Genomic DNA, 19,282 nt, shown 5'->3' with positions numbered 1-19,282 from the left:
GCGATAAGCCTAACCCCTATCCTTTCCCACATGCGCATCGCCGTTTACTGTTCTTCATCCCTTGCCATCGATCCCAAATACATCGACCTGGCTCATTCGTTGGGTGCAGGAATTGCCGCTCGCTCTTGGGAATTGGTCTCAGGCGGTGGACATATTTCGGCGATGGGAGCGGTATCCCGCGGTGCACGCGAAGCCGGTGGCAAAACAATCGGAGTTATCCCGCAGCGCTTAGTAGATATTGAATTTGCCGATAAAGAGTGCGATGAACTGCATATCGTGGATTCGATGCGCAATCGAAAGGCGATGATTGAAGATCTTTCCGATGCATTTATTGCACTACCTGGTGGCATCGGAACACTAGAAGAGCTCTTTGAAATTTGGGTTGGGCGATTCTTAAAGTTTCACAATAAGCCAGTCATCATTTTAGATCCTTACGATTTATATGCCCCGCTTGCTACCTTGATTGATCATCTAGAAGAGCATGGTTTTGTGAAGCCAGGGCAGCGAGAGCTTCTACATTGGGCAAAGAGCGTTGACCAAGCTCTCGATATCGCAACTATTAACTCGAGTAGTAAGTAGCGCAAGCAAATGTCAAACACACTTAGAATCACAATTGACCTACCGTGCCCTCAAGAACGCGCTTGGGCGGCGATTGCAGATTGGGAATCACAAGGCAACTGGATGCTGCAAACTAAAGTTTGGGTTACTTCACAAATTCGCGAAGGCGCCGGAACTTCGATATCAGCATTTACGGGTCCGTTTTATAAGTTCTATCCGAAGTTTTCATCGCTCGGTCTTTTAGACACCATGGTTGTAACAAAGTGGCAACCACCTGAAATTTGCGATGTAGTGCACACCGGAAAAGTTCTTAAAGGAACCGGTTCTTTTGTACTTTCACCGATTAACTCCACATCAACAAAATTCAATTGGTCAGAGACAATTGAGTGTTCTCGCTTAAAGTTTCTAGCGATCGCACCGTTTCTCTGGGTTGGAGTGCGAATCTCATTGGCTCGCCTCTCCACATCACTGCGCCCACGCGAGTAACCTTGGGGCTATGACTGCGCCCCTTACCTTGGCTGAGGCCTTGGCGCAGTTGCCCGAGGAGGAGCGGATAATCCTCTCGCTCCATTACCTTCGCCAGATGTCGGTCGGAGATATCGCCACCCTTTTAGGCGTTCCTGAAAAATCAGTCTCAACGGTGATGGCTTCGGGAAAATCTCGCATTACCGCCCTGCTTGGAATGGGCTAATTCAACCTCCGATTTCATACTCAGCCAGTTCTGCGAGATACTTCTCCTCTTAAGTAACCAACGGCGCAATCTGGCCGACATTTATGTATCAAAGGAGTTCTCCCCATGGCAGCCATGAAACCCCGTACTGGTGATGGACCCATGGAAGTGACCAAGGAAGCGCGCTCGCTAGTTATGCGTATTCCGCTAGAAGGTGGCGGACGCCTTGTCGTCGAACTCAACCCCCAAGAAGCAAATAATCTCAGCGCCGCCCTTGAAGCAGCTGTAGCACTTATCAAGAAGTAAGTAACTTTTGTGCTTCAGCCCATTGCTGTAGACCTTAAATCTTTATCTGATGCGCTCGCTGATGCGCAATCTATTGCAATTGGGTTTACGCAAGCAATTAAAAATCTAGAGAAAAATCCAGAGAAAAAACTAGAGAAAAATCCAGATAAAGAAGAGAAACCGGAATACAACTTCCCGTCTCACCTTAAGTTAATTGAAAAATTAGAAGAAACTTTTGAGATAGACCTGCGCGATGAATTGGCCTTCTTCGCAGCAACTGGAAAAGCTGGAGAGATTTTTGAAATTCCTGTTTCATCAAATCAATTTGTTGCCGATCGAATTCTCTTAATCGGACTTGGAGATGAGTCAAATTCTGCGATACGACAAGCAGGTGCGGCGCTTGGAAGAAAAGGTCGAGGCAAAGCGGTAACAATCGCATCGCTCTGCGTTTCAGACGAACAACAGTTAAAAGCCTTTGCCATCTCAGTCCAACTCGGTGCTTATATTTGGACACAGAAAACTGGACCAACCCAAGAAATCCCACTCTTTCTATTTCATACAGATTCCCCAGTGGTAATTAATGATGCATCAACGATCGCAAGCGCTATTTCTCGCACAAGAGATCTGATTCATACCCCATCAAATATCAAGACCCCGCTCTGGCTGGCAGATGAAGCGGTGAAGATCGCCGCCGATAGCGGTTTAGAAGTAAAGGTTTTAGCAGGTAAAGAATTGGCAGAGTTTGGTGGCTTGCGTGCAGTTGGTAATTCATCACCAAAGCCCGGGCCACGTTTCGTTCAAATCTCATATCACCCAAAGGGTAAGAAAAAATCTGCAGGGATACTCCCGCACGTTGTAATAGTCGGTAAAGGAATTACCTTCGACACCGGTGGTGTATCTCTAAAGCGCCCTTACGAATTTATGACAGCGATGAAATCAGATATGGCTGGCTCTGCTGCGGCGTTAGGCGCTATCTCAGCTCTTCCATATTTCCAGCCACAAGTGCAAGTAACAGTCTTGATGATGCTCGCCGAAAATGCGTTATCTGGAACTTCCCAACGCCCAAGTGATGTCATTACCCACTACGGTGGCAAGACCGTTGAAGTATTAGATACAGATGCAGAAGGTCGCCTAGTACTTGCCGATGGCCTGGCCTTTGCAGATATAAATTTAAACCCTGATTACCTAATCGATATTGCAACTCTTACTGGCGCGGCAACACTTGGCTTAGGTAGACAACACGCTGCGATGTATACACGGGATGAGAAAGTTGCGAAGAGTTTTTCAGAAGCGGGGGAGCGATCTGGAGACCGTGTCTGGCATATGCCGTTGGTAGATGACTATAAGGAAGCGCTAGAAAGTCCAATCGCAGATCTAAGCCACATCACATCGAAGAAACATTTCAGTGCAGGTTCAGTCACCGCAGCCCTATTCCTAGAGCACTTTGCCGGAGATCGGACCTGGGTTCACTTTGATATTGCAGGCGTTGCGCGCAGTGAAAGCGACTCTGGAGAAAATCCTAAAGGCGGCACAGGTTTCGGCGTGCGATTGCTCATCGAATGGCTAACATCTCTCTCATGATCATCGATCCACATTCTTATGCTGAGAGCTTTATCTCCGAAGATGAAGTTAAGAAGAGCGCCCGTTCTCGCGGTGAAGAAATTGGCGTTATCGATGCAACATCTGGAGCAGGTGCTTACTTAAAACATTTGGCACATAACCTTTCTGCGCAATCAGTAGTTGAAATCGGCACTGGTTCAGGTGTTGGTGCGCTCTGGGTCTTAGAAGGAATGCTAGCCAGCGGAACTTTGACATCAATTGACGACGAAATGGAACATAGCAATATTGCAAAGACAGCGTTTCAGGATGCTGATATTGCACCAGCGCGCTTTAGATTGATTACCAATCCGGTCATGGATGTAATGAACAAACTGGCAGATCGCGCTTATGACTTAGTTATATTTCGCCACAACCCAGAAGATTTGCCTTATGCAATCACCGAAGCACATCGCATATTGCGCAGTGGCGGTGTATTTGTGATCGATAATTTCTTTGGTGGATCAAAGGTTTCAGATCCTGCGCAGCGCGATCCAAAAACCGTAGCGCTGCGCGAATCTGGGAAATCCTTGAAAAACGAGTCAGAGAATTGGGTGGTTTCACTCATTCCAACCGGCGATGGTTTGTTACTAGCAACTAAGTTATAGGAAGATGGCGTAATGACTTCTCCGCAAATTGGTGGACCAAACACAGGACCTTGGTGGGTGCCGGCTTCTCGAAACGGTAAAGCTAATTTCATTACCCGTGCCAATGCCATCTTGCTCGCCTTTGTCGCAGGCCTTGTCGGTGCAATTTTTGGTGCATCATCCTCGGGTTCACTATTTGGTCAATCAATAAACTTATCGCGCGTTACAAATTCTGTAGAACGTGCACCTGGATCAGTAGCCGACCTGGCGCAGCGCGTAATTCCTTCCGTAGTTTCAATTGAAGCAAGCTCAAAAGATGGTGGCTCAACGGGAACAGGATTTGTCATCGAAAGTAATGGATACATCCTCACCAACAACCACGTGATTGCTGAAGCAGCAACTAACAACGGCGATATTGATGTGACTCTTAATAATGGCCAGAAATACGTTGCCAAAATTATCGGAAGAGATGCCTCATATGATTTAGCGGTAATAAAGATTGCAACAACTGGTTTAACTGCCCTTCAATTAGGAGATAGCGACAAAGTCGCAGTTGGAGATTCAGTAATCGCAATCGGCTCACCGCTTGGACTTTCTGGAACAGTCACACTCGGAATTATCAGTGCAAAAGATCGCGCGGTAACTGCTGGTGAAACCGGAAGTGATAATTCATTTATTAACGCACTTCAAACAGATGCGGCAATTAATCCTGGAAACTCAGGTGGCCCACTAATTGACTCAACTGGTGCGGTAATTGGCGTTAACTCTGCAATCGCAACGTTAGGTTCATCATTTGGATCACAATCTGGATCTATCGGCCTAGGTTTTGCAATTCCGATCAATCAAGCGCGCAAGACTGCAGATCAGTTGATTAAGAACGGCAAGGCAACGTACCCAGTACTCGGCGTATCAATAGATATGAAATTTGAAGGCGATGGCGCACGAATTGCCGCTAACGATAAGGCGATCTTGCCAGGTGGCCCAGCAGCTAAGGCTGGTCTCAAAGCAGGAGATCTAATTACCAAATTTGATGGCCGAACAATTAACACCTCAGAAGAGTTGATTGTGGCCATTCGTTCAAAGAGCGTCGGCGACAAAGTACAACTTACTTACATCCGAAACGGTGTAACTGCCACCACAACTGTGACTCTGACCGCGGGCAAATAGTCGGCGTGTGGATCTTTGATTAAAGAGTAGTATCAACAACTATGTTCTTCGATTTTGGCGCCGGTGAGATATTTGGTTTGGGCGTTCTCGCTGTGATTTTAGTTGGACCAGAACGTCTTCCACAGTTAGCGGTAGATACGGCAAAGCTGATTAAGAAGGTCAGAGCCATGGCAACTAACGCAACTACCGAATTGCGCGAAAATCTTGGACCAGGCTTCGAAGATCTTTCACCTTCTGATTTGCGCCCCAAGACGTTCATCAAAAAACATATTGCAAACGCGCTAGATGAAGTAGATGCGGCAGAGAGAGCACCGAAGTTCAAAGCCAAGATTGATCCAGACCTGCCATGACCAACGCCGCTGAATTGCTAGAGCAAGTTAACGCTGCGCTAGCAACTGTCTCTGATCCTGAACTCCATCGCCCGCTTCCTGAACTCGGAATGGTTGAATCAGTAGAAATCACGCAAGGCGTGGCAAAACTTAAAATTCTATTAACTATTTCGGGATGCCCAATGCAAGATAGGTTGCGCGGCGATATTACTGAAGCGGTAACTAAAGTCTCTGGTATTTCCAATGTAGAAGTTCTCTTTGGGGTCATGAATGAAGAGCAGCGCAATAATGTAAAGAAGTTATTGCGTGGCGGACGCGAAAAGTTTATTCCATTTGCGCAGCCCGAATCACTTACTCGCGTCATCGGCGTTGCATCAGGTAAAGGTGGAGTAGGAAAATCTTCACTCACCACTAATTTAGCTGTCGCTGCAGCGCGCAAGGGTTTACGTGTTGGAATTTTAGATGCAGATGTTTACGGCCATTCAATTCCAAGGCTGATGGGTCTGATGGGGCAACGTCCAACTGCTATCGACCAGATGTTTATTCCACTTGAGGCTTATGGCGTAAAAGTTGTTTCGATGGAGATGTTTAAGCCAGAGCGCGCTGATGCTGTGGCTTATCGCGGACCGCTGCTTCATAGAGTCCTTGAACAACTGCTCTCTGATGCTTACTGGGGAGATTTAGATCTATTGTTGATTGATCTACCACCTGGAACTGGCGATTTAGCGATTTCGCTTGGTCAGTTGATTCCAACATCCGAAATTGTCGTTGTAACAACACCACAAATCGCCGCTGCCGAAGTTGCAGAGCGCGCCGGTCGCATTGCTCACCAAATTCATCAGCGCGTAGTTGGCGTTATCGAAAATATGTCAGCATTTCCATGCCCACATTGCAGCGATGAAATTGCCTTATTTGGTGCAGGAGGCGGAGAAGAAACCGCGACTCGTCTATCTAATTTAGTCGGCAGCGATGTTCCACTGCTTGGAAAAGTTCCCTTTAGTACCGAGCTACGCACCGGAGGAGATAATGGAGCACCGATCGTAATTGCCGCACCAGATTCTCCAAGTGCGCAAGCTATTTATGCGATCGCTGAAAAACTAGTTGTGCGTAGCAGTTCGCTACTTGGCGTCCGACTCGGGCTTAGCACGTAACTCTTTTACCAAATCTTCAATTTCGCTGCGCAAGAAATCACGTGTAGCAACTTCACCTAGCGTTATTCGCAGACTTGCTAGCTCTCGCGTTAAGTATTCGGTATCTGCCACTGAGCGCGCGTTCTGAGCGCGATCTTCATTTAGGGAAATTCGATCGCGGTCTGCTTGACGATTTTGCGCGAGCAAAATTAGCGGTGCAGCATAAGATGCTTGGAGCGAAAGAATTAAAGTCAGAAAGATAAATGGATAGTCATCAAAGCGCAGATCTCGTGGCGCTAGCGCATTCCAGAAGACCCATGAGAGTACAAAGACGGTCATGTAGACCAAGAAACGAGCTGTGCCTAGAAAACGTGCAAAGCGCTCAGATAGTCGGCCAAAAACTTCTGGATCGTAATTTGGACGAATTGAACGACGTGATTCGCGCGGAGTGTCGAGACCGTTATTGCGAGGGCTGGTTGAACGTGCCATTAGCGCGCCTCCTCTTCCATCTGATTATCTAATTCAAGATCTTCTTCACTAACTTCTGAACCTGCTACATCAGAGAGATTTAACTTTGGCCCAGTTCCGCGGGTTGAGTCGCGATGTTCCAGACGCCAGTTCTCAGGCAACAAGTGATCGAGTACATCATCGACAGTAACTGCGCCAAGTAGACGCTCATTTGCATCCACAACAGGCACAGATAACAAGTTGTAACTAGCTAAGTATGACGAAACCTCATGCAGAGATGCGTTGGGATTTAACCCTTGCGTATCTGTATCGACGATAGAACCGAGCAAAGTTGAAGGTGGCTCGCGTAATAAACGCTGATAATGAACCATTCCGATGTAACGACCAGTTGGCGTTTCTAGCGGTTGGCGACAGACAAATACTTGCGAAGCTAGCGCTGGAGAAACTTCTCGCGCTCGAACACTCGCTAAGGCATCGGCAACTGAATAATCAGCGCTCATCACAATCGGCTCAGTTGTCATCATGCCGCCGGCTGAGTAATCCTCATAAGTCATTAGGCGAAGCACATCTTCAGCATCTTCTGGTTCCATTAAATCGATTAGAACCTGCGCCTTTTCTTCGCCAACCTCACGCAACAAATCTGCAGCGTCATCTGGATCCATTTCGCCAAGGACATCTGCAGCACGTTCACCTTCAAGTTCAGCCAAGAGAGCAACACGTTCGGCCTCATCCATTTCCTGCAGCACATCAGCAAGTCGCTCGTCATCGAGTGCGCGCGCAACTTCCACACGACGCTTCGGCGCTAGATCTTGAATAACCGCAGCAAGGTCGGCAGCGCGCAAATTACTGATCGTTGAAAGTAAGTTAGTAACGCCTTGGTTATGTTCAGGTAGGGCGAAACCAGTTACCTCTTCCCATTGAACAGTTGAGGTAGCGCCTTTGCGACGTAAGCCGCTGCCCTTCTTCATAATATGGACTCGGTTAACAAACCAGTCACCAGTGCGAGTTTGTTCCATACCCATATCTTCAACAACTACGGCTTCGCCGCTTTCAATTAAATTGATAGAACGATCGAGTAGTTCGCCAAGAACCAGCAACTCACCAGCTCGTGCTTCAAAGCGACGCATATTCACTAAGCCAGTAATAACAACTGCGCCAGATTCGATTGAAGTAACTCGGGTAATCGGAACAAAGACACGACGACGTAATGGAACCTCGACAACTAGGCCGAGAATTCGGGGAGGCTGATTGTTGCTGCGCAGAGTTGCAACTGCATCGCGAACTTTGCCAACTGGATCTCCATTTGGATCAAATACTGCGGTACCCGCTAGACGGGCGATAAAGACTCGATTTATTTGGCTAACGCTCATTTTCGGCCTCCCTTCATTGGCTAAGGGTATCGGCTACCTTTACTTCCATGTCGCAGCCTTTATCTCGTGATAACCACACACAAATTCCTGCGCGTCCAGATTTAATTCGCTTAGGCCTCGGAATTATTGGCATCGGCACTTCAGGTCCATTGATTGCCATGAGCGCAATGCCAGTACTCACCTTGATCTTCTGGAGAAATCTAGGCGGATCGCTAATGACGGCGCCATTTGCGCTGCGCCATCGCATTGATCGCACCGGCGCAAAATGGGCAATTTTTTCAGGAATCGTTCTTGCACTTCACTTCATCGGATTCTTTCTCGCTATGCGAATGACAACAGTTGCTGCAGGAACTGCCCTCGTTGCACTTCAGCCAATATTTGCAGCGCTCTTTGTAAAGCTAACTGGTGGAGATATTCCATCGCGTGCCTGGATGGGCATGTTTGTTAGCTTTGGGGGAGTGCTCTTGATTTCCGGAGTCGACCTCCAGATTTCACTTCGGGCATTTCTCGGTGATGTAGCAGCGATTATCTCTGCAGCGTTAGCAGCTGTTTATATGTTGGTTGGATCGAAAGCGCAACAGACTTTAGAAACTTCAACCTACACAGCGATCTGTTATTTCTTCTGCGCCATTACTGCGCTACCAATGGCGCTGATCGCCGGAAATCAGATCTTTAGCTTTGAAGCGCGCGAATGGTGGATCCTGTTAGGACTGATATTTGGTGCACAATTTCTTGGCCATACTATGTTTAACTCGGTATTGAAGAGAGTTTCACCGGCGGTCGTATCACTGATCGTCTTCTTTGAAGTTCCAGTAAGTGCGATCCTTGCAATGTGGTGGATGGATCAACGACCACCTCTCGGTGTTGTTCCAGGAATCGCACTTATTCTCTTCGGTTGCGCACTCGTAGTTCTTCGTACACGTCCAACTAGCGCTCCAAGTAAAGAGACGGCCGAGTAATGATTGATCTACACACCCACACCACCGCAAGCGATGGAACTGATTCTCCTTTTGCGTTAGTTAATAAAGCGCTTTCTGCTGGAATCACAGTTCTTGGATTAACCGATCACGACACAACTTCAGGTTGGGCGGAAGCAATTTCTGCCGCAAGAAAACCAATTTCGCTGGCACTTGGTGCAGAAATTTCTACGCTCACCGAAGATGGAATTAGCGTTCATATGCTCGGATTACTCTTCGATGGAGAAAATTCTGAGATCCAAGCGATGTTATCTGACGCCCGAGATACCCGTATTCCCAGAATGAAGAAGATGGTTGAACTACTTCGTAACGATGGATTCGCTATAACGATGGAAGATGTAATCGCAGCGACTCCAGAGGGTGCAACCCTAGGAAGACCACATTTAGCCGATGCGCTTGTGAAAAATGGCGTCGTTAAATCGAGAGATGAGGCATTTGCAGAACTTTTAACAAACGATTCAAAGTATTACGTAACCCATGCAACGCCGACACCTCAAGTGGCTATCCGCACCATCGTTGCAGCCGGGGGAGTCGCAGTAATTGCGCATCCCATGGCATCGCGGCGCGGAGATGTAATTTCTACTTCTATTTTTTCAGATTTAGTTGCGGCAGGATTGCATGGGATCGAGATCGATCATCGTGACCACACTGCAAGTGAGCGCACTGAGTTAAGGCAAGTTGCAGCCGAGTTGAATCTAGTAATTACTGGGGCAAGCGACTATCACGGCCAAGGAAAGTTAAATTCATTAGGCGAAAACCTCACTGATCCTGCACAATGGGAGCGCTTGGAGTCGCTGGCAAGTCAACGAAGGGTAGTTACGCCATGAATATTGCTGAAGTCAGCACCTTAACTTTCTCTATTCAAGCATTCGTTACTCTCTTGGTGATTTTAGATCCACCAGGTGCCACCCCAATTTTTCTTGGCTTAGTTGCTGATAAAAGTAAGCGCGAGCGGATTCAACTCGCCTGGCAGGCAGCGCTAGTTTCCTTAATTGTTATCGCCTTCTTCTCGATCTTTGGACGCTTCATTCTCGAATATATGAACGTTTCCATCGAGGCCCTGCAAGCCGCTGGTGGTTTATTACTTCTCTATGTCGCGTTAGAACTTCTTACCGGTAGAGATATGGGCGGTACCGACGGCAAAGATAAGAACATTGCACTTGTTCCTCTAGGGACGCCGCTATTAGCTGGACCTGGAGCGATCGTTGCAACGATGATTTTTGTCCAACAAATCGAGACTCCTGCGCAAAGCCTCGGCTTAATTGCAGCAGTTGTTGCAGTACACGTTGTGATTGCTGTTTCACTTATGGCTTCTACAACAATCCTCGGAATTATTAAAGATTCTGGAGTCACTTTGCTAGCGCGCATCGCCGGCTTGCTACTTGCCGCAATTGCGGTTCAGATGTTGGTCGATGCGATTAAAGCCTTCACCGCGCAGTAGCGAGCAAAGATAATTTATGACTACCCAAATACTTGAAGATCCCCGCGGACTTTTCTCACCCGAAACTATGACCTGGAAGATTCATTCAGATCCCGCGATGGCAGTTGGCGGAATTCGCGCCCTTCTACAGCAAGCACTTCATCCAATTGCCATGGATGGTGTGGCTCAGAATTCAAACTTTCGCGAAGATGCGTGGGGGCGACTGCAACGCACTGGCGACTATGTTTCAACAATTACCTTTGGTGATAGAAGTCAGGCACAAGCCCTTGCAGCACGGGTGCGAAAAATTCATACTTCTCTTGGTTTAGATGATCCTCATCTGCTTCTCTGGGTGCATATGTCGATGGTCGATTCATTCCTTGATATCGCTCGTCGCTCGGGTATGGCGATTAGCGATCTAGAAGCTGATCAATATGTATCAGAGATGGTTTTATTCGCAGAGTTAGTTGGAGTTCCAACTGCCGATGTTCCAGCAAATATGGCAGAGATGCAGAGCTACTTTCAGAATATTGCTTCGGAACTGCGCGCATCAGATGATGCAAAGAGAGCAGCGCTATTTCTAACGATTCCACCCATGCCAAGCGCGGTTAGGTTTGCAACCCCGGCAGCTCCTGCCTGGGCTTCGCTTGCACTTCTTGCGGCAAGTTCACTGCCGCAATGGGCGCGCAGACTTTATGGAACTCCTCAGATACCAGGCCAAAATTTAATTACCGATATCTCACTGAAGGCAGTTCGCTCGACCTTTGGAGTAATTCCTGAAGTTTTGCTCGCGCCTCCCGTATATAAGCAGGCGTTAGTTCGCTGGAATTCTGTGGCCGCATAATGAAGGTTCTCTCAATAGCCAATTCTGCAGGTGGTGTCGGGAAAACAACTCTGGCGCACGCTCTTGCAGTTTCATTTACCGAATTTGGCAAGAAGACTTTGCTGATTGATCTAGATCCCGCTGGTGCGCTGACTTTCCGACTGGGTTTTGAAAATCCGCGCACATCAATCGCAGATTTCTTAAGCGGAAGCAAGATAACTGATTCAAACTTGGTAACAACTTCAGAGAGATTTGATTTCATTCCTGCCGATTCACGACTCGTTGCTAATTTCTCAGTAGATGCACTTTCCAAGGTTCTATCTGAATTTCCCAAGAGCTATGACGTAGTTGTCTTGGACCTACCAGGATCTCTATCTCAGCCTTTATCTATGGCGCTTTCCGTATCTCAACTTGTAGTTGTACCAGTTAGAAATAACCTGCACTCTTTCAGAGGCTATTTACAGATCAAATCAATTTCGGCAGGAGTTGAAGTTAAGGCTCTAGCGATCGGCGAAAACACACTAATCGCTGCGGCAGAGCTAATTGATGAGCCGCTCCTTGAATCAACTGAGTTAGAGGCAGCTGCCGCAACCAAATTATCAATTTTGACTCATGACAAGGCAAGTGAAAGTGCAGAAAGCCTTAGAAACGTTGGCTACTCAATACTGGAAAAGTTAGGGCTTGAGTAGTTAAGAAGTAAATTTCTTGGTGCGGGTTCGTACCCGAGCGGTACGGTCTTCGCTCTTCTCTTTTGCTGGCTTGTCTTTAGTTGGAGAGGACTTTGCTGGCTCTTTTCTTGGAGCTTCACTTACTGGCTTAGCTTTAACCATTCGACCGCTAGAACCTGCTGGAATATTTAACATTTCATATAGGTGCTCAGATGATGAGTACGTCTCTTCAGGTTCACCTAGGCCCAGAGTTAGCGCAGTATCAATCATCTTCCAGCGCGCTAAATCATCCCAGTCAACAAAAGTTACTGAGATTCCATCTGCACCGGCGCGAGCAGTGCGGCCGATACGGTGCACGTAAGTTTTTTCATCTTCCGGGCATTGATAGTTAATTACGTGAGTTATTCCATCAATGTCGATTCCGCGAGCGGCTACATCTGTTGCAACTAAAACATCAGATTTACCGGCCTTAAAGTCGTTAAGCGCTTTCTCGCGCGCGCTTTGTCCAAGATCACCATGAATTGAAGCGGCGCGGAAGCCGCGTTCTGCTAAATCATCAGATGTCTTCTGGCAGGTGCGCTTAGTTCGGCAGAAAACGATGGTTGGTCCGCGGCCATCGGCTTGCAGAATTCGCGCCAACATCTCGATCTTATCTAGGGCATGTGCGCGTAGAACATATTGCTTGATGCGCGAGACAACCGCGCCTTCATCTTCATTATCTTGAGTGCGAATATGAATTGGTTGGTTCATGAACCTGCGCGCCAAAGCGATGATATCTCCAGGCATGGTTGCTGAAAAAAGCATTGTTTGCGCACGGTTTGGAGTGCTCGTGAAGATCTTTTCTACATCCGGAAGAAATCCTAGATCGAGCATCTCATCTGCTTCATCTAGAACAACGCGCGAAACTTCCTTTAGCTTTAACTGTCCTTGGCGATAGAGATCTAAGAGTCTGCCTGGTGTACCTACAACTATTTCAATGCCTTTTTCGAGCGCTTCGATTTGTGGTTCAAAGGCGCGCCCACCATAAACAGCAAGGGTACGAATGCCGCGGTTGCCGGTTAACTCGTCGATATCTTTTGTAACCTGAACACAAAGTTCGCGAGTAGGAACAACAACAAGTACTTGTGGAAGCCCCTTGGCAACTAGCGCGTCCCACTCTTTATCCAGTGGTGCGATTACTCGCTCGATAAGGGGAATGCCGAAAGCAAGTGTCTTTCCAGTGCCTGTCTTTGCTTGACCGATTACATCGCCATCGCCGAGCGCAATTGGTAGAACCATCTCTTGAATTGGAAAGGGAGATTTGAATCCATGCTCAGCAAGAGCCGCTTGCGTCTCAGGACGTAGCGGAAGATCGGCAAAAGTTATAGACACCTTAGAGAGCGCCGAAACCAACGCGACGATCTGCTGCGACGCCGATATCGACGAAACCGATCTTGTCGCCAGCAACGATGATCTCGTGCCCACGTGAATCTTGGAGATTTAAGGCGGTGCCGCCTGCCAACGCTGCCGCAACTGCGCTCTTTACCTCTGCAACAGAAGAATTGGTCTCAAATACGAGATCTGCTGAAATATTTGCTACGGAGATGCGCACTTGGGTTGCTGCGCCAGAATCAATCTTCTTTGTACTCATGTCCTTATCCTATCGGCAAATCCATCAGAGAGATCTGCCAGAAATTAAGCGATAAAAGGTGAGTTAATTGCCGCCAGAGAGCGGGAACCCTGAAATTCCGCGCCACATCAAATTCTCAACGAGTTCAACGGCTTGTTGTCTAGATAATTTGCTGTCGCGATCCAACCAGTGGCGAGCGGCTACTTGGACGTAGCCAATTAGACCTACGCCAAGCAGCATTGCTACATCTTTAGGAAGTCCAGTGTCATTTGAAATCACAGCGCTTACTGCAGCCGCGCAATCGTAGGTCATGCGATTTAAACGCTCACGAACTTGTGGTTCAACGCTCATATCACTTTCAAATAGCAGGCGGAATGCTTCACCTTCATTTTCGATAAATTCGAAGTAGGCAACCACGGTTGCATGTACGCGCTTTGCGTTATCTGGAGTTGAAGATATTGCCTTTTGAATTTCGTAGACCAGAGAGTCAATGTGAAGGTCTAGAACCGCTAAGTAAAGATCTAATTTCGATGGAAAATGCTGATAAAGAACCGGCTTGCTGACATTGGCGCGATCTGCGATCTCATCCATTGCAGCGGAGTGGTAGCCAGCTGCAGTGAATACTTCTAGCGCCGCGTTTAAGAGAATTGCACGACGCTCATCGCGTGGCAAGCGGGCCTTGTCGCCTTTTGAATTTAGATCAACAGTAGTCATTGCGCATATCGTAGAGGCAATACTGGCAAATGCGAAAGAGAGATATGCAGTTGAGAGTCGTTTGCAGCAAGAAAGTTATCGAATTGGCACTCAGCCGATGGCTACGGCAGAATACGAACCATGACTTCACAGCGCGATTCAATACCAGCGTTAGTTTCACCCGGCCCTGCGCTAACTGTTGATGAGGTTCGCCGCTATAGCCGACATCTAATTATTCCTGATGTTGCTATGACAGGTCAGCAACGGCTAATGAATGCAAAGGTCCTTTGCGTAGGCGCAGGAGGACTTGGTTCGCCAGCCCTTATGTACCTAGCTGCAGCCGGAATTGGAACTCTCGGAATAGTTGAATTCGATACCGTCGATGAATCTAATCTGCAGCGCCAGATAATTCACGGTCAATCCGATATTGGAAAGAGCAAAGCGCAATCTGCGAAAGAGAAAATCTCAGAGATTAATCCTTATGTAAATGTGATTACTCATGAAGTTCGTCTTGATGTTACAAATGTGAAGGAAATTTTTGCGCAGTACGACATCATCGTTGATGGAACAGATAACTTTGCAACTCGCTATCTCGTAAATGATGCCTGTGTTTTGTTAAAGAAACCTTATGTCTGGGGCTCGATCTATCGCTTTGATGGACAAGCGAGCGTTTTCTGGGCCGAATACGGACCTTGCTACCGCTGTCTATATCCAGAACCGCCACCTCCTGGAATGGTGCCAAGTTGTGCCGAAGGTGGCGTACTCGGAGTTCTCTGCGCAACCATTGGATCTATTCAAACTACCGAAGCGATAAAGGTCATTACTGGAGTTGGCGAACCGATGGTTGGCTCACTCATGGTCTATGACGCACTTGAAATGTCGTTCCGCAAAGTAAAGATTCGCAAAGATCCAAAGTGTCCATTGTGCGGTGACAATCCAACTCAGACTGAGCTTCTCCCAGACTACGAAGCATTCTGTGGAACTCTGTCAGATGCTGCAGAAGTTGCAGTTAAAGACTCCACAATTTCTGTAAGCGAACTCAAATCAAAGATGGACAACAAAGAAGATTTCTATCTTATTGATGTGCGCGAGCCAAGCGAATTTGAAATTGTTCGTATCCCAGGTTCGCATCTGCTACCTAAACAAGGATTCTTAGACGGAACTGTTCTGGCAGATCTGCCGCAAGATAAACCAATTATTTTGCACTGCAAGAGCGGGGTACGTTCGGCCGAATGTCTTGCCATTCTTAAAGGAGCAGGTTTTTCAGGCGCTTCTCATGTTTCTGGTGGAGTCATCGCTTGGGCCAAGCAAATCGATACCTCGCTACCGGTTTATTAAAGAGCAGCGTTAATGACAAAGTCTTATTCGGGTTATCGCGTACTTCTTGTTCACGCGCATCCCGATGACGAGACGATAAACAATGGCGCAACAATGGCGCTTTATGCAGAGCTTGGCGCATCTGTAACGCTCATAACCTGCACGCGCGGTGAAGAAGGCGACATTCTCGTTCCAGAACTAACACATCTAGCAAGCGGCGCCACAGATAAGTTAGGCGAGCACCGAATTACTGAACTTACCGATGCAATGAATGAGTTGGGCATAACCGATCACCGCTTCTTAGCCGAAGGTAAGAAGGTTTACCGAGATAGCGGAATGATGGGTACGGATCCAAATAACCGCCCAGATGTTTTCTGGCAGGCAGATCTTGCAGAAGCAACGCAATATCTTGTATCGGTAATTAATGAAGTTAAGCCACATGTCTTGATTACCTACGATGAAATTGGGGGATACGGCCACCCCGATCACATACAGGCTCACCGGATTGCGATGCTGGCGGCGGATAAATCGACTTGGCAGATTCAAAAGATTTATTGGAACACAATGCCTAAATCAGTAATCGCCGAAAGCATGGCAAAGATGAAAGAACTTGGATCTGATTTCTTCGGGGCCGAAAGCGTTGATGATCTCCCCTTCGCAAAGGATGATCACTTTGTAACAACGTTAATTGATGGAAATTCTCAGGTTGAGAAGAAGATGGCGGCGATGAAGGCGCATGTAACTCAGATTTCTACTGACGGACCTTTCTTTGCGCTATCTAATAATTTAGGGCTTCAAGTCTGGGGCGATGAGTACTACACCTTAGTTCGTGGAAATAAAGCAGAGCCATTTGATGAAAATGGTAGAGAGCGCGACATCTTTGCCGGAGTCAAACTTTAAATGAAGATAATTGCTTCTCTTGTCGCGGGGGCAGCAGCCGGGGTTGCCGCAGTGTTTCTACATCTTTTTCTTCCACCCTTTGGTATCGCCTTAGCGGTTATTGGAACCTTTACCGCTATTTGGGCCGTTGGCAGAAGTTATGGAAAACGCAGATACAAAGCCTTGGCAACGCTGGCTTGGATGTTTATCTTCACTCGCGGCGCATCTTTCGGAAATGGAAACGAAATCTTTATCCAGGGAGATTCTTTAGGAAACTATTTTCTAGCCTTCTCATTTATTGCAATTATCGCAGCACTTCTCTTACCAGCGAATTAAAATGGTCAGATAGACCAAGCCCAGCTCTGACCTTCTGGGTTATCACTTACGACTATTCCATCGCGGGCTAACAAATCTCGAATGCGATCGCTCTCGCCCCAATTCTTATTGACACGGGCCGTTGCTCGGCTTTCTAGCAAAGCAGATTGTTCAGAAGTCAGCGGCTTAACCTCGACCACTCGTTTCAAATCTAAGGCAAATACTTGGTCGGCGTAGTTAAATATTTCACGCTTCTGCATCTGTGTAAGTAATTGATCTTTTTCGACAGCGCGCAATCTCAGCAAGGCGCGGGGAGTATCTAAATCTGCAAGTAAGGCAGAATGAATTTCGGAGTCAAAACCAATCGTTTCAGAGTTGCCCCAACTAGCCATTGCGCTACGCCAACGGTTAAGAGTCGAATTTGCTGCACGTAGTGAGTCCCATGTTAAATCCATTTGCGATCTATAGCGGTTCTCCATTAGCGCCAGACGTAGTGAGAGTGGATCTAAGCCTTGCGAGATTAAATCTTCAACAAGGACAACGTTATTGGCGCTCTTTGACATTTTGCGACCCTCAAAGAGTAGATGTTCACCATGTACCCAAAGATCAACCGCTTCGCTTCCGATAATGGAATTTGATTGCGCACGTTCATTTTCATGGTGTGGAAAGCGAAGATCAATTCCACCAACATGAATATCTACGTGGCTATCCAAAAGATCAAGTGACATCGCTGTGCACTCAATATGCCAACCAGGAAATCCGCGACCCCAAGGTGAATCCCAAACCATTTCACTGCGGTTGCCGGCTGATTTCCAGAGCGCCCAATCGGCGTGGAACTTCTTTTCTCCATCATCTGAGTATTCGTAGCGATGTCCGGGCTTTAGCGAATCAAGGCGATTACCACTTATTGCGCCATAACTTGGAAAGGACTCGGCGCTGAAATAGACCGAGCCACTTTCGCTGACATATGCGCTGCCATTTTCAATCAGCGTTTGAATACTCGAAAGCATGCCTGGAATAGTTTCACTTGCTCGTGGGTAGCTCTTGGCAGGTGCAATATTCAATCGAGCGAGATCGGTATGAAACTTCTCTTCGTATTTGCGGGCGATCTCAAAAGGATCTACTTTTTCCAATTTGGCTTGGCTAAGCATTTTATCTTCGGATTCAAAATCCTCTGACATATGACCAACATCGGTAATGTTCTGAATCAGTAAAACATCTAGCCCAGATAATTTGAGAGTCCTTGAAATCAAGTCGGCTAAGAGAAATGTCCGCAAGTTACCAACATGGGCATCGCGATAAACAGTTGGCCCGCAGCAATAGATATGAACAGGTCTGCCAGTGACATTTACCGTCTGTAGATCACGGCTCTGAGTGTTATAGATTGAGAAAATACTCATTTGCTCACATCCGAAAGAACGCGGTAGTTATAGAAATGGTGGAAACGAAAGCCCATTGATTTATAGAGGGCCAATCCTGCGCCGTTTTCGCTATCTACCTGTAAACCAATTTTCGTGGCACCCTGTTCGCTTGCAGCTGCCATAAGCGCGCGCATTAGCAAAGCGCCGATACCTTTACCTCTAAATTCAGGGTTAACAAATACGCGAGTAGCCAGCGACCATTTTCCAAAAGTTGCAATTCTGCCTATAGCAATTGTCTTGTTCTGGAATTTGATTTGTGCATATCGCGCTGGATAATTTCGCATGATTCGTTCAAGTTGATGATCAGATTGAACTTCTAGCCATTCAAGAGTTGGCTCCGTGGAGATCACAATTTTAAAATCGGCACTTTCAAGATCGAGGTTATCTGGAATGTCGTTGACTAAATACTCTGCACCAACTTTTACTCCCCACCCAATATCACCTAAGAAATTATCAAGTTCTTCATAGAGCGGCAAAGGCAAAGTAAATGTTGGCGTTAGCCCTTTCTGCTGATAAATCTTTACGACTTCGTCAACTGCCTTTTCTATATCTAAATTAGGTTCTCCAAATGGTGCAGCACCTGTGGGTAGAACCGAATTTGCGCGCATAGTGAAGCCATCTGAAATTCTTAGCCGCCATTTACCTATTTCTTCAATCTCATCTGCTGGCCAAGTTAAATCAGAGAGATGTTCTAGCTCTTGAATTCGTAGCGAGAAAGGAGCTCCAGTTCCTGCGCGGTCGGGCAGCGCTTTAATCTCGCGCCAGATAGCAATCTCATCTTCTGAGAAGGAAATTGTTTGCCCTTTCGAGTTAAGTAACTCGTTTACGCCATCGCCGCAGCTCTGCAGAATCCCGACGATATCCCTAAAGCCACCATTTGCTTCATGAAGCCGAACTGTGACTCGTGCGCCAATTGCAGCAGCCAGGTTAGGTTGCGATTTCTGGCTAGACGGGCTCATGTCGTTACTTTAATCGGGCGTTGGCCCAAGTGCATGGTTAG

General features: G+C 47.2%; 24 protein-coding genes. 17 read left to right on the top strand and 7 right to left on the bottom strand.

What is annotated here, in order from left to right:
- The first annotated feature begins 30 nt into the window (after positions 1-30).
- From A1sIIB60_RS05315 to A1sIIB60_RS05275, 9 genes are all read left to right on the top strand, one after another.
- Positions 31-579, top strand: a complete 549-nt coding sequence (locus A1sIIB60_RS05315) for an LOG family protein (RefSeq protein WP_095671439.1) — start codon at positions 31-33, stop codon at positions 577-579.
- Positions 580-588: 9 nt separating this feature from the next.
- Positions 589-1,044: an SRPBCC family protein gene (locus tag A1sIIB60_RS05310; RefSeq protein ID WP_095677608.1), complete on the top strand. Its 456-nt coding sequence runs from the start codon at positions 589-591 to the stop codon at positions 1,042-1,044.
- A gap of 10 nt (positions 1,045-1,054) precedes the next feature.
- Positions 1,055-1,249, top strand: a complete 195-nt coding sequence (locus A1sIIB60_RS05305) for a sigma-70 family RNA polymerase sigma factor (RefSeq protein ID WP_190279197.1) — start codon at positions 1,055-1,057, stop codon at positions 1,247-1,249.
- A 105-nt stretch (positions 1,250-1,354) separates the two neighbouring features.
- A complete protein-coding gene (locus A1sIIB60_RS05300; protein ID WP_020045748.1) occupies positions 1,355-1,534 on the top strand; it encodes a DUF3117 domain-containing protein in 180 nt (59 codons plus the stop codon).
- Positions 1,535-1,543: 9 nt separating this feature from the next.
- Positions 1,544-3,094, top strand: coding sequence for a leucyl aminopeptidase family protein (locus A1sIIB60_RS05295; protein ID WP_223298663.1), 1,551 nt, complete (start codon positions 1,544-1,546; stop codon positions 3,092-3,094).
- Positions 3,073-3,717 carry an O-methyltransferase gene (locus A1sIIB60_RS05290; RefSeq protein WP_223298662.1) on the top strand — a complete coding sequence of 215 codons (645 nt, stop codon included), beginning with the start codon at positions 3,073-3,075 and terminating at the stop codon, positions 3,715-3,717. The genes A1sIIB60_RS05295 and A1sIIB60_RS05290 overlap by 22 nt, the downstream gene beginning before the upstream one ends.
- Positions 3,718-3,729: 12 nt before the next feature.
- Positions 3,730-4,863: a S1C family serine protease gene (locus A1sIIB60_RS05285; protein WP_095689401.1), complete on the top strand. Its 1,134-nt coding sequence runs from the start codon at positions 3,730-3,732 to the stop codon at positions 4,861-4,863.
- A gap of 41 nt (positions 4,864-4,904) precedes the next feature.
- Positions 4,905-5,213, top strand: a complete 309-nt coding sequence (locus tag A1sIIB60_RS05280; RefSeq protein WP_095689400.1) for a sec-independent translocase — start codon at positions 4,905-4,907, stop codon at positions 5,211-5,213.
- Positions 5,210-6,343 carry an Mrp/NBP35 family ATP-binding protein gene (locus A1sIIB60_RS05275; protein WP_095689399.1) on the top strand — a complete coding sequence of 378 codons (1,134 nt, stop codon included), beginning with the start codon at positions 5,210-5,212 and terminating at the stop codon, positions 6,341-6,343. Before A1sIIB60_RS05280 ends, A1sIIB60_RS05275 begins: the two co-directional genes overlap by 4 nt.
- Here A1sIIB60_RS05275 and A1sIIB60_RS05270 read toward each other — a convergent pair.
- Together A1sIIB60_RS05270 and A1sIIB60_RS05265 are read right to left on the bottom strand one after the other, a co-directional pair.
- Positions 6,311-6,811, bottom strand: a complete 501-nt coding sequence (locus A1sIIB60_RS05270) for a DUF1003 domain-containing protein (RefSeq protein ID WP_095689398.1) — start codon at positions 6,809-6,811, stop codon at positions 6,311-6,313. The two genes, A1sIIB60_RS05275 and A1sIIB60_RS05270, sit on opposite strands and share 33 nt — an antisense overlap.
- The gene (locus tag A1sIIB60_RS05265) at positions 6,811-8,160 is read right to left on the bottom strand and encodes a magnesium transporter MgtE N-terminal domain-containing protein (RefSeq protein ID WP_095689397.1); all 1,350 of its coding nucleotides are present in this window, start codon (positions 8,158-8,160) and stop codon (positions 6,811-6,813) included. Before A1sIIB60_RS05265 ends, A1sIIB60_RS05270 begins: the two co-directional genes overlap by 1 nt.
- A gap of 47 nt (positions 8,161-8,207) precedes the next feature.
- Here A1sIIB60_RS05265 and A1sIIB60_RS05260 point away from each other — a divergent pair, with 47 nt between their 5' ends.
- Genes A1sIIB60_RS05260 through A1sIIB60_RS05240 form a run of 5 tightly spaced genes read left to right on the top strand, consistent with a single transcriptional unit; the run spans position 8,208 to position 12,069 of the window.
- On the top strand, positions 8,208-9,119 hold the full coding sequence (locus A1sIIB60_RS05260; protein ID WP_095689396.1) for a DMT family transporter: 912 nt from the start codon (positions 8,208-8,210) through the stop codon (positions 9,117-9,119).
- Positions 9,119-9,964, top strand: coding sequence for a PHP domain-containing protein (locus tag A1sIIB60_RS05255; RefSeq protein WP_095689395.1), 846 nt, complete (start codon positions 9,119-9,121; stop codon positions 9,962-9,964). Before A1sIIB60_RS05260 ends, A1sIIB60_RS05255 begins: the two co-directional genes overlap by 1 nt.
- Positions 9,961-10,578 (top strand): MarC family protein, encoded by a 618-nt coding sequence (locus tag A1sIIB60_RS05250; RefSeq protein ID WP_095689394.1) that lies wholly within the window; start codon positions 9,961-9,963, stop codon positions 10,576-10,578. The genes A1sIIB60_RS05255 and A1sIIB60_RS05250 overlap by 4 nt, the downstream gene beginning before the upstream one ends.
- Positions 10,579-10,594: 16 nt before the next feature.
- Positions 10,595-11,401 carry an oxygenase MpaB family protein gene (locus A1sIIB60_RS05245; protein WP_095689393.1) on the top strand — a complete coding sequence of 269 codons (807 nt, stop codon included), beginning with the start codon at positions 10,595-10,597 and terminating at the stop codon, positions 11,399-11,401.
- On the top strand, positions 11,401-12,069 hold the full coding sequence (locus A1sIIB60_RS05240) for a ParA family protein (protein WP_095689392.1): 669 nt from the start codon (positions 11,401-11,403) through the stop codon (positions 12,067-12,069). The genes A1sIIB60_RS05245 and A1sIIB60_RS05240 overlap by 1 nt, the downstream gene beginning before the upstream one ends.
- Here the strand turns inward: A1sIIB60_RS05240 and A1sIIB60_RS05235 are convergent, their stop codons facing one another.
- The 3 genes from A1sIIB60_RS05235 to A1sIIB60_RS05225 all read right to left on the bottom strand — a co-directional run bounded on the left by A1sIIB60_RS05235 (position 12,070) and on the right by A1sIIB60_RS05225 (position 14,371).
- A complete protein-coding gene (locus tag A1sIIB60_RS05235) occupies positions 12,070-13,419 on the bottom strand; it encodes a DEAD/DEAH box helicase (RefSeq protein WP_095689391.1) in 1,350 nt (449 codons plus the stop codon). It abuts the gene before it with no gap.
- 1 nt (position 13,420) lies between these two features.
- Entirely contained in the window at positions 13,421-13,678 is a 258-nt protein-coding gene (locus A1sIIB60_RS05230; RefSeq protein ID WP_095689390.1) for a DUF3107 family protein, read from the bottom strand.
- Positions 13,679-13,741: 63 nt separating this feature from the next.
- On the bottom strand, positions 13,742-14,371 hold the full coding sequence (locus A1sIIB60_RS05225) for a TetR/AcrR family transcriptional regulator (RefSeq protein ID WP_095689389.1): 630 nt from the start codon (positions 14,369-14,371) through the stop codon (positions 13,742-13,744).
- 120 nt (positions 14,372-14,491) lie between these two features.
- Between A1sIIB60_RS05225 and moeZ the strand changes: the two genes are divergently transcribed.
- Genes moeZ through A1sIIB60_RS05210 form a run of 3 tightly spaced genes read left to right on the top strand, consistent with a single transcriptional unit; the run spans position 14,492 to position 16,882 of the window.
- Complete coding sequence (moeZ, locus tag A1sIIB60_RS05220) at positions 14,492-15,688, top strand: adenylyltransferase/sulfurtransferase MoeZ (RefSeq protein WP_095689388.1); 1,197 nt, start codon at positions 14,492-14,494, stop codon at positions 15,686-15,688.
- A 12-nt stretch (positions 15,689-15,700) separates the two neighbouring features.
- Positions 15,701-16,567, top strand: a complete 867-nt coding sequence (mshB, locus tag A1sIIB60_RS05215; protein WP_095689387.1) for an N-acetyl-1-D-myo-inositol-2-amino-2-deoxy-alpha-D-glucopyranoside deacetylase — start codon at positions 15,701-15,703, stop codon at positions 16,565-16,567.
- Complete coding sequence (locus tag A1sIIB60_RS05210; protein ID WP_095689386.1) at positions 16,568-16,882, top strand: hypothetical protein; 315 nt, start codon at positions 16,568-16,570, stop codon at positions 16,880-16,882.
- Between the two features lie 5 nt (positions 16,883-16,887).
- Here A1sIIB60_RS05210 and cysS read toward each other — a convergent pair whose 3' ends face one another.
- Both cysS and A1sIIB60_RS05200 read right to left on the bottom strand, forming a co-directional pair.
- Positions 16,888-18,261, bottom strand: coding sequence for a cysteine--tRNA ligase (gene cysS / locus A1sIIB60_RS05205; protein WP_095689385.1), 1,374 nt, complete (start codon positions 18,259-18,261; stop codon positions 16,888-16,890).
- On the bottom strand, positions 18,258-19,241 hold the full coding sequence (locus A1sIIB60_RS05200; protein ID WP_095689384.1) for a GNAT family N-acetyltransferase: 984 nt from the start codon (positions 19,239-19,241) through the stop codon (positions 18,258-18,260). Before A1sIIB60_RS05200 ends, cysS begins: the two co-directional genes overlap by 4 nt.
- Positions 19,242-19,282: the final 41 nt, after the last annotated feature.

The organism is Candidatus Planktophila lacus, assembly GCF_002288385.1.
GTDB classification, from domain to species: Bacteria; Actinomycetota; Actinomycetes; order Nanopelagicales; family Nanopelagicaceae; genus Planktophila; species Planktophila lacus_D.
This window is presented reverse-complemented; position numbering and strand designations above follow the sequence as displayed.

Excerpts from the sequence above, each read along its gene's own strand:
- A1sIIB60_RS05290 (WP_223298662.1), top strand. The coding sequence starts at position 3,073 with ATGGCTAACATCTCTCTCATGATCATCGATCCACATTCTTATGCTGAG.
- mshB (WP_095689387.1), top strand. The coding sequence starts at position 15,701 with ATGACAAAGTCTTATTCGGGTTATCGCGTACTTCTTGTTCACGCGCAT.
- cysS (WP_095689385.1), bottom strand. The coding sequence starts at position 18,261 with ATGAGTATTTTCTCAATCTATAACACTCAGAGCCGTGATCTACAGACG.
- A1sIIB60_RS05250 (WP_095689394.1), top strand. The coding sequence starts at position 9,961 with ATGAATATTGCTGAAGTCAGCACCTTAACTTTCTCTATTCAAGCATTC.
- A1sIIB60_RS05270 (WP_095689398.1), bottom strand. The coding sequence starts at position 6,811 with ATGGCACGTTCAACCAGCCCTCGCAATAACGGTCTCGACACTCCGCGC.
- A1sIIB60_RS05305 (WP_190279197.1), top strand. The coding sequence starts at position 1,055 with ATGACTGCGCCCCTTACCTTGGCTGAGGCCTTGGCGCAGTTGCCCGAG.
- A1sIIB60_RS05310 (WP_095677608.1), top strand. The coding sequence starts at position 589 with ATGTCAAACACACTTAGAATCACAATTGACCTACCGTGCCCTCAAGAA.
- A1sIIB60_RS05245 (WP_095689393.1), top strand. The coding sequence starts at position 10,595 with ATGACTACCCAAATACTTGAAGATCCCCGCGGACTTTTCTCACCCGAA.
- A1sIIB60_RS05300 (WP_020045748.1), top strand. The coding sequence starts at position 1,355 with ATGGCAGCCATGAAACCCCGTACTGGTGATGGACCCATGGAAGTGACC.
- moeZ (WP_095689388.1), top strand. The coding sequence starts at position 14,492 with ATGACTTCACAGCGCGATTCAATACCAGCGTTAGTTTCACCCGGCCCT.
- A1sIIB60_RS05240 (WP_095689392.1), top strand. The coding sequence starts at position 11,401 with ATGAAGGTTCTCTCAATAGCCAATTCTGCAGGTGGTGTCGGGAAAACA.
- A1sIIB60_RS05260 (WP_095689396.1), top strand. The coding sequence starts at position 8,208 with ATGTCGCAGCCTTTATCTCGTGATAACCACACACAAATTCCTGCGCGT.
- A1sIIB60_RS05255 (WP_095689395.1), top strand. The coding sequence starts at position 9,119 with ATGATTGATCTACACACCCACACCACCGCAAGCGATGGAACTGATTCT.
- A1sIIB60_RS05280 (WP_095689400.1), top strand. The coding sequence starts at position 4,905 with ATGTTCTTCGATTTTGGCGCCGGTGAGATATTTGGTTTGGGCGTTCTC.
- A1sIIB60_RS05200 (WP_095689384.1), bottom strand. The coding sequence starts at position 19,241 with ATGAGCCCGTCTAGCCAGAAATCGCAACCTAACCTGGCTGCTGCAATT.
- A1sIIB60_RS05285 (WP_095689401.1), top strand. The coding sequence starts at position 3,730 with ATGACTTCTCCGCAAATTGGTGGACCAAACACAGGACCTTGGTGGGTG.
- A1sIIB60_RS05315 (WP_095671439.1), top strand. The coding sequence starts at position 31 with ATGCGCATCGCCGTTTACTGTTCTTCATCCCTTGCCATCGATCCCAAA.
- A1sIIB60_RS05265 (WP_095689397.1), bottom strand. The coding sequence starts at position 8,160 with ATGAGCGTTAGCCAAATAAATCGAGTCTTTATCGCCCGTCTAGCGGGT.
- A1sIIB60_RS05230 (WP_095689390.1), bottom strand. The coding sequence starts at position 13,678 with ATGAGTACAAAGAAGATTGATTCTGGCGCAGCAACCCAAGTGCGCATC.
- A1sIIB60_RS05225 (WP_095689389.1), bottom strand. The coding sequence starts at position 14,371 with ATGACTACTGTTGATCTAAATTCAAAAGGCGACAAGGCCCGCTTGCCA.
- A1sIIB60_RS05210 (WP_095689386.1), top strand. The coding sequence starts at position 16,568 with ATGAAGATAATTGCTTCTCTTGTCGCGGGGGCAGCAGCCGGGGTTGCC.
- A1sIIB60_RS05275 (WP_095689399.1), top strand. The coding sequence starts at position 5,210 with ATGACCAACGCCGCTGAATTGCTAGAGCAAGTTAACGCTGCGCTAGCA.